6 protein-coding genes and 1 pseudogene are annotated in these 6,937 nt (G+C 55.4%); 5 read left to right on the forward strand and 2 right to left on the reverse strand.

Translation table 11 applies throughout. The features are described 5' to 3' along the window. Positions 1 to 65: 65 nt before the first annotated feature. Both EB241_RS19840 and EB241_RS21695 read right to left on the reverse strand, forming a co-directional pair. A complete protein-coding gene (locus tag EB241_RS19840; protein ID WP_124234803.1) occupies positions 66 to 290 on the reverse strand; it encodes a TraC family protein in 225 nt (74 codons plus the stop codon). Positions 291 to 317: 27 nt separating this feature from the next. Next, positions 318 to 492, reverse strand: a pseudogene (locus tag EB241_RS21695) (TIGR03751 family conjugal transfer lipoprotein); the annotation flags it as partial. A gap of 872 nt (positions 493 to 1,364) precedes the next feature. Here EB241_RS21695 and tssB point away from each other — a divergent pair. From tssB to EB241_RS19870, 5 genes are all read left to right on the forward strand, one after another. Continuing rightward, entirely contained in the window at positions 1,365 to 1,862 is a 498-nt protein-coding gene (gene tssB / locus EB241_RS19850; RefSeq protein WP_124234807.1) for a type VI secretion system contractile sheath small subunit, read from the forward strand. Positions 1,863 to 1,895: 33 nt separating this feature from the next. Further along, the gene (gene tssC, locus EB241_RS19855) at positions 1,896 to 3,443 is read left to right on the forward strand and encodes a type VI secretion system contractile sheath large subunit (protein WP_124234804.1); all 1,548 of its coding nucleotides are present in this window, start codon (positions 1,896 to 1,898) and stop codon (positions 3,441 to 3,443) included. An 18-nt stretch (positions 3,444 to 3,461) separates the two neighbouring features. Further along, positions 3,462 to 4,799, forward strand: a complete 1,338-nt coding sequence (gene tssK / locus EB241_RS19860; RefSeq protein ID WP_124234805.1) for a type VI secretion system baseplate subunit TssK — start codon at positions 3,462 to 3,464, stop codon at positions 4,797 to 4,799. Further along, complete coding sequence (gene tssL / locus EB241_RS19865; protein WP_124234806.1) at positions 4,796 to 5,449, forward strand: type VI secretion system protein TssL, short form; 654 nt, start codon at positions 4,796 to 4,798, stop codon at positions 5,447 to 5,449. The genes tssK and tssL overlap by 4 nt, the downstream gene beginning before the upstream one ends. A gap of 3 nt (positions 5,450 to 5,452) precedes the next feature. Then, on the forward strand, positions 5,453 to 6,937 hold a 1,485-nt coding region (locus EB241_RS19870; RefSeq protein ID WP_199737404.1), incomplete at its 3' end, for an OmpA family protein.

The raw sequence follows: 6,937 nt of genomic DNA on the forward strand, positions 1-6,937 counted from the left end.
GAGGATGTCAAACTTTACTCATAATTTCAGAAACGCTTATCGCACGCATGTATTTTGCAGGACTATCATTTTGTGCTTTCAGTGCACTGAAATCTGCTGTTGCCACGCACTTCATCCTGATACTGCCCGGAGCGGCCTTCGGTGCCGATTGGGGTAATATCGTAGACAGCAGCGACCGCACGACTATCGTCAAGCCGCAGCATTTGCGAGTTGTTCTGAAACTCCATCCACGGTAACAGATCGGCAAACGACGGGCCTTTATGATACGCAGCGTCAGCCGCCTGCTGCATAAGTTTCTCGGTGCGGGAGCGGGCTCATTACATGGTCTCCACACGTTCGCCGGGCAGGGCATAATGCACGCGCGGAAAAATGGTGCTGTATCCCGGCACTGACTGGTGTTGGTTCACCTTCCGTCAGGTGCGGGTACACCTACATCACCCTATCGGGATTGGGCAGACGCTTAAAGCGGGTCTGAATTTCGTTAGCTGCTGTGCAACAGCCTCTCAGCCATTCTGCCGGATAAACCGTTGTAAAGTAATTCAGTTATATGAGGAAGCAGGATATTGACCGTCGATATTATTGCTCAGCACCGACTGATGGAGGGAATAACCGTCCTGATGCAGTTTTTGTAACTTTCATGCTCCCGCGTATGTTAAACGATAATCGTCAGGCAATCTTACAGACTTATCTGGCTATAAATGCGGTAATAATGCCCAGTGCTAATTATGTTTTTGCTAATTAATTATTTTGTGGGGAATTAAGTGGGTTTGTTGAACTTTCACTATGACTAATATCTGGCCCGCCATGGCTATTTAATTTGTCATTTTGTATCTGTCCTGCGCCCCATATTTTTACGTACTCCGTATATGTGCCGGTTTTCCTTCGCTGACCGTGTTTAAATTCCCTACCCCGGTAACAACTGATGGGGCAGACGCTAAAAATCCCGGAAAAATTAAGTGGGGGTTATTTGATTTTTGCGTTACCGGGTATTCAGATTTTCCTGTGAAAGAGGCAAGGTAATCTGTCCGGTGTCCTTATAGTTAAGAATCTTCCGGCAATCTTCTGTGTGAATGATGTATCCATGATCTAAGTCAATATTATTTGCAATGTTTCACTTGCGCCCTGTTTTGTATGATGTTGGCAAATTTATATTCTTTGATTATTGTTTTCCCTGCGTAAGATGTTGCTAATTTCAATATTTTTACAAGGTAAATATCTTTTTTGTGGTGGAAAGTTATCGGTGTATTTGTTTGGTCAATTTTTTGAACTACTTCATTGCTTTATTCTTGTTTATTGCTCTATTATTTTGCGTGAAAAAAACAGGATCCGATATAGCACGCAGCAATAAACTGAGGGACGACGTTATGGCAGACAGCTTTCAGTCTGAGGTGCCGAAGGCACGTATTAATTTAAAATTAGACCTGCATACAGGGGGCGCGAGCAAGAAAACAGAATTACCGCTAAAATTACTCGTCACCGGCGACTTCAGTAATGGTCAGGAGACAGCGGCATTATCAGAGCGTAGCAAGGTTAATATTTCCAAAAACAACTTTAGCAGCGTCCTTTTTGAATATTCCCCGAACGTTAATCTCACCGTTAAAAATACCCTTGCTGATGACGGCAGCGAAGACAATATCAGTCTGACCTTCCGCGACATCAATGATTTCACCCCGGAGCAGGTTGCGCGTCAAATTCCGCAGCTGAAAGCCATGCTTGCCATGCGCAATTTATTGCGCGATCTCAAGGCGAATTTGCTGGATAACCAGACTTTCAGGAAAGAGCTGGAAAAAGTGCTGCTTGATCCGGCACTCAGTGCGGAGTTGAAAGCCGAACTGTCTGCTCTGGCCCCGAAACAGCCGTAGCGCTCACGATGATTTAACGGATTAAAAAGGAAGATGCTGATGTCTGTAAAAAATGAGAATGCCGCGGGTGGCGAAAGCGTGGTGCTGGAGCGTCCTGCCGTGGGCGGGGTTTATGCCTCCCTGTTTGAAAAAATCAATCTTAACCCGGTCTCTGAACTGAGTGCGCTGGATATCTGGCAGGACGCGCAGGCGATGTCGGATGCAACTGCGGATGAACGTTTAACGGCCGGGATGCAGGTGTTCCTGGAGTGCCTGAGCAAGGCGGGGGCAAAAGTCGATAAGCTGGACAAGAATCTGATTGACCATCATATCGCTGAACTGGACTGGCAGATTAGTCGTCAGCTTGATGCTGTTATGCACCATGAAGCCTTTCAGGCGGTGGAAAGCCTGTGGCGTGGGGTTAAATCGCTGGTGGATAAAACTGACTTCCGTCAGAACGTGAAGATCGAGCTGCTGGACCTGTCCAAAGAGGATTTACGCCAGGACTTTGAGGACGCCCCGGAAATCATCCAGAGCGGGCTGTACCTGCAGACGTATGTCGCCGAGTACGACACCCCGGGTGGAGAGCCGATTGCCGCGCTGATTTCCGCTTACGAGTTTGATGCGTCGGCGCAGGACGTGGCGCTGCTGCGTAATATCTCCAACGTGTCCGCCGCAGCCCATATGCCCTTTATCGGCTCCGCCGGGCCGCAGTTCTTCCTGAAAGATTCCATGGAAGAGGTGGCCGCCATCAAGGATATTGGCAACTACTTTGACCGCGCGGAATACATCAAGTGGAAATCCTTCCGTGAAACGGACGATGCCCGCTATATCGGCCTGGTGATGCCGCGGGTGCTGGGTCGCCTGCCGTATGGCCCGGACACCGTACCGGTACGCAGCTTCAACTACGTGGAAGAAGTCAAAGGCCCGGATCACGACAAATACCTGTGGACCAACGCCTCGTTTGCCTTTGCTTCCAACATGGTGAAGAGCTTCATTAACAACGGCTGGTGTGTACAGATTCGTGGTCCGCAGGCGGGCGGCGCGGTGCAGGACCTGCCGATTCACCTGTATGACCTTGGCACCGGCAATCAGGTGAAAATCCCGTCAGAAGTGATGATCCCGGAAACCCGCGAGTTTGAGTTTGCCCGGCTGGGCTTTATCCCGCTGTCGTACTACAAAAACCGCGACTATGCCTGCTTCTTCTCGGCCAACTCCACACAGAAACCGGCCGTGTATGACACCGCGGATGCGACGGCGAACAGCCGCATCAATGCGCGTCTGCCGTATATCTTCCTGCTGTCGCGCATTGCGCATTATCTGAAGCTGATTCAGCGTGAAAACATCGGCACCACCAAGGACCGCCGCCTGCTGGAGCTGGAGCTGAACACCTGGGTGAAAAGTCTGGTCACCGAAATGACCGATCCGGGCGACGAGCTGCAGGCCTCTCACCCGCTGCGGGATGCGAAGGTGACGGTGGAAGATATTGAGGACAATCCGGGTTTCTTTCGCGTGAAGCTGTACGCGGTGCCGCACTTCCAGGTGGAAGGGATGGACGTCAATCTGTCGCTGGTCTCCCAGATGCCAAAGGCGAAATCATAAGGCGAGGGGAAATCAGGGATGAAGATTTATCGTCCGTTATGGAATGAAGGGGCACTGCTGGCCCCTCAGCAGTTTCAGCAGCAGTCCCGCTGGAGTGAGCACGTTGCCAGCATGGTCGCCCGGATGGGTATTTCTCATCCCTGGGGCGTGGTGGCGGCAGAATTTGACGATGCAGCACTGGCGCTCTCGCGCCTGAATGCCACCCGACTGGTCGTACGTTTCCAGGATGGCACGCTTGTTGATACGGATCTGGCGGATAATCTTCCACCGGTCTGTGATTTATCCGCCGCAAACGGCTCTGAGGCTGTTGAGGTGGTTGCCGCACTGCCGCTGCTGAGCGCCAGTGGTGGCAACCTGGATGACGGTCAGGACAGCGAACGCCCTAAGCGCTGGAAAGCGGAGCGTGTGGTGGTCCAGGAGCTGGCCGGGCATGAGAGTGGTGAGCTGGCGATACTGCGTCATGCGATGACATTGCGCTTATCCACCCAGGAAAACGGGGCGTATCTGACCTGCCTGGTGACCCGTCTGGTGCGCAATGCCCAGGGGCAGTGGAGCCGTGACCCGGCCTTCATTCCGCCGATGCTTACTCTGTCCGCCAGCCCGTGGCTTGCCACCGAACTGGGTGACCTGCTGGTACGCCTGCAGGCGCGTCGTCGTCGCCTGATGGCGATGCGCCGTGAAAGCAACGAACGTATGGCAGATTTTGCCGTAGCCGATGTGTCCCTGTTCTGGCTGCTCAATGCGCTGAACAGCGCCGAGCCGGTGCTGACGGAACTGCTGCAGACGCCCGATCGTCACCCGGAACTCCTGTACCGTGAGCTGGCCCGTTTGGCTGGCAGTCTGCTGACCTTCTCACTGGAGCATGACGCTGGCGATATTCCTGCCTATCAGCACGATGCACCGGAACGGGTATTCCCGCCGCTGCTGGCACTGCTCGATAAGCTGCTGGAAGCGAGCCTGCCGTCACGGGTGGTGAGTATCCACCTGGAACATCAGGACCAGATCTGGAAAGGTGCCCTGTACGATGCGCGCCTGCGCGAAGGGGCCGATTTTTATCTCTCGGTGCGTTCCTCCATGCCGAATCACGAGCTCCAGACCCGGTTCCCGCAGCTGTGTAAGGCGGGCAGTTTTGAGGATGTCTCGGATGTGGTGAACGTAGCGCTGAGCGGGATAGAGATCAAACCTCTGCCCCATGTTCCGGCCGCTATCCCTCTGCGTCTGGAAAACCAGTACTTCTCGCTGGACCTGAGTTCTGACGTGGCCCGGACCATGCTTGAAATGGGCAGTTGTACCTTCTACACCCCGCGTTCTCTGGGAGAGGTGAAACTTGAACTCTTTGCGGTGCTGCGCACATGAATACATCAGAAATGAGTCAAATTGAGCGTGCGTTCTACCCCGGCTGGCTGATGGCCAGTCAGCTGCGGGGCGGACAGGAGGTCCGCGACGGGGAAGGGCTCTGGCGCCGGGCCTGCCGCCTGGTGCAGGAGGCGAAAGCCGCGCTGACGGAGGCGGGGTACAGCGATATCAGCCGGGATCACATGGTCTATGCGCTGTGTGCCCTGCTGGATGAGAGCGTGCTGAATCGCGGGTCGACAGATGACGGTTACCTGACGTGGCGACGCGATCCGCTGCAGGCGCATTTTTTTGGCACACTGAATGCCGGTGAAGAGCTCTGGGAGCGTATTCGCAACCTGCTTAAAGAAACGGCACCTGACATGGCGGTGCTGACCTGTATGTACCGTACCCTGCAGCTGGGCTTTGTCGGGCAGTACCGGGCTGAAGACGATGAACGACGCGAAGATGTGGTACGGGCATTAGGTGAACGGGTGCCTGCCTTTACGCTTTCGCAGGATGCGCCGATTGTCGCAAGGGCCTCCCGTTTGCGCAGCGGTCGTCGTCTGTACTGGCTTTCCTGGATTATCGGGGCGGCCGTACTGGTGGGGCTGTGGTTCTTCCTTTCTTCCTCCCTCACCGAACTGGTGAGTCAGACGGTCAGACCGGGGTAAAGGATGCGTGATGTTTACCGGAGTCTGTTAACCGCCCTGGCGGGCGTACTGGCACTGTGGCTTATCCTGGGCTTCTGGCCGCTGTCGGTCGGCAGCCGTGTGGCACTCAGCCTGCTGGTCATTCTGGTGTGCGGGGTAATGCTCTGGCGTCAGCGCCGGGCATCACAGCTGCGGGCTCAGACTTTCAGGGATATTGTGGACGAGAGTCTGCCCCCGGAAGATTTTCAGGGCGCGGTCATTCTGGTGTGTGGCGATAACCGCGCACTGTTCGCTGAGTCTGTCCGGCATCGTGAAACCCGTCAGGGCTGGTATCTGCGGGTAAAAGACGCAGAACAGCTCCCCTTGCTTGCCCGACATCTGAGTCTGATCCGCCCGGCGCTGGTGTCGCAAATCTCCGTCATGCTGGCGGTGATGCCAGAGCTGCACACATCCGGTGATGATTTTACCCAGTCTCTGCGGGGCTGGCAGCGTGCTGTCGTCCAGTGTCGTGCGGCATTTGGCACTCTCCCCCCGCTGTGGACTGTGACCTGGGTATCGCCCCCTGTGGTCTGTGCTGACGCGGAGCCGGTCTGGTTTACCACGGTAAGCCAGCGGAGCGGTATTCAGGTGTATCAGCGCGGTCAGGGCAATGTGTCACTGACGGAGTGGACCCTGGAGACCGGGTCAGACGGACGTCTTTCCTGTCTGAGTTATGGCCTGTGGCTGGGCAGCCTGCTTGCCTGGCAGCGCAGCGCGGTGAATGACCTTCTGTCGGTACGGCAGGGCGAACTGCCGGTGATGAAGCCCTGTGTGCAGGGCATGTGCATGGTGCCGGTGAGCGGTATCGCGGGCAATCTCTGGCAACAGCACATTACCTCCGTGACGGCGCTGCCACCGGATGCGGCCGTGACCGCAGAGCCACTACCGTTGCCTGAACAGCTGCTGCCAGCACTGCCGCGCCGACGTGGCGTGAGCCGCAGAATGGTGTTCTGGCGTTACGCCGGATTACTGGGTGGGATTTTTCTCGCGCTGGCGATGCTGGCGTCCTGGATAAACAACCAGCGCCTCATTCGTAATGTTGGCGATCACCTTGCGTTGTATCACCAACTGACGGGTCAGCCTGTTGCACCGAAACTGCGTGCACAGCAGCGTCTGCGGGCCGATGGCGCATTACTGGACGACTGGCAGCGTCGCGGGGAGCCACTACGATATCGCCTGGGGCTGTATCAGGGGCTACGCCTGGTTTCGCCCGTTGAGGCCGCCATCAGTGACTGGGCACCTCCGCCGCCGCCACCTCCGGTCATTAAGAAAATCATTCAGGGTCCGAAAACCATTCGCCTCGACAGCATGTCGCTGTTTGATTCCGGCAAATCCGGGCTAAAAGCGGGTTCCACCAAAATGCTTGTCAACTCACTGGTCGGTATCAAAGCGAAGCCGGGCTGGCTGATTGTGGTCGCCGGGCATACCGATAACACCGGTAATCCGCAACTGAACCAGACGCTTTCACTT

It is taken from the genome of Erwinia psidii (genome assembly GCF_003846135.1).
Classification (GTDB): Bacteria; Pseudomonadota; Gammaproteobacteria; order Enterobacterales; family Enterobacteriaceae; genus Erwinia; species Erwinia psidii.

Excerpts from the sequence above, each read along its gene's own strand:
- EB241_RS19840 (WP_124234803.1), bottom strand. The coding sequence starts at position 290 with ATGCAGCAGGCGGCTGACGCTGCGTATCATAAAGGCCCGTCGTTTGCC.
- tssK (WP_124234805.1), top strand. The coding sequence starts at position 3,462 with ATGAAGATTTATCGTCCGTTATGGAATGAAGGGGCACTGCTGGCCCCT.
- tssB (WP_124234807.1), top strand. The coding sequence starts at position 1,365 with ATGGCAGACAGCTTTCAGTCTGAGGTGCCGAAGGCACGTATTAATTTA.
- tssC (WP_124234804.1), top strand. The coding sequence starts at position 1,896 with ATGCTGATGTCTGTAAAAAATGAGAATGCCGCGGGTGGCGAAAGCGTG.
- tssL (WP_124234806.1), top strand. The coding sequence starts at position 4,796 with ATGAATACATCAGAAATGAGTCAAATTGAGCGTGCGTTCTACCCCGGC.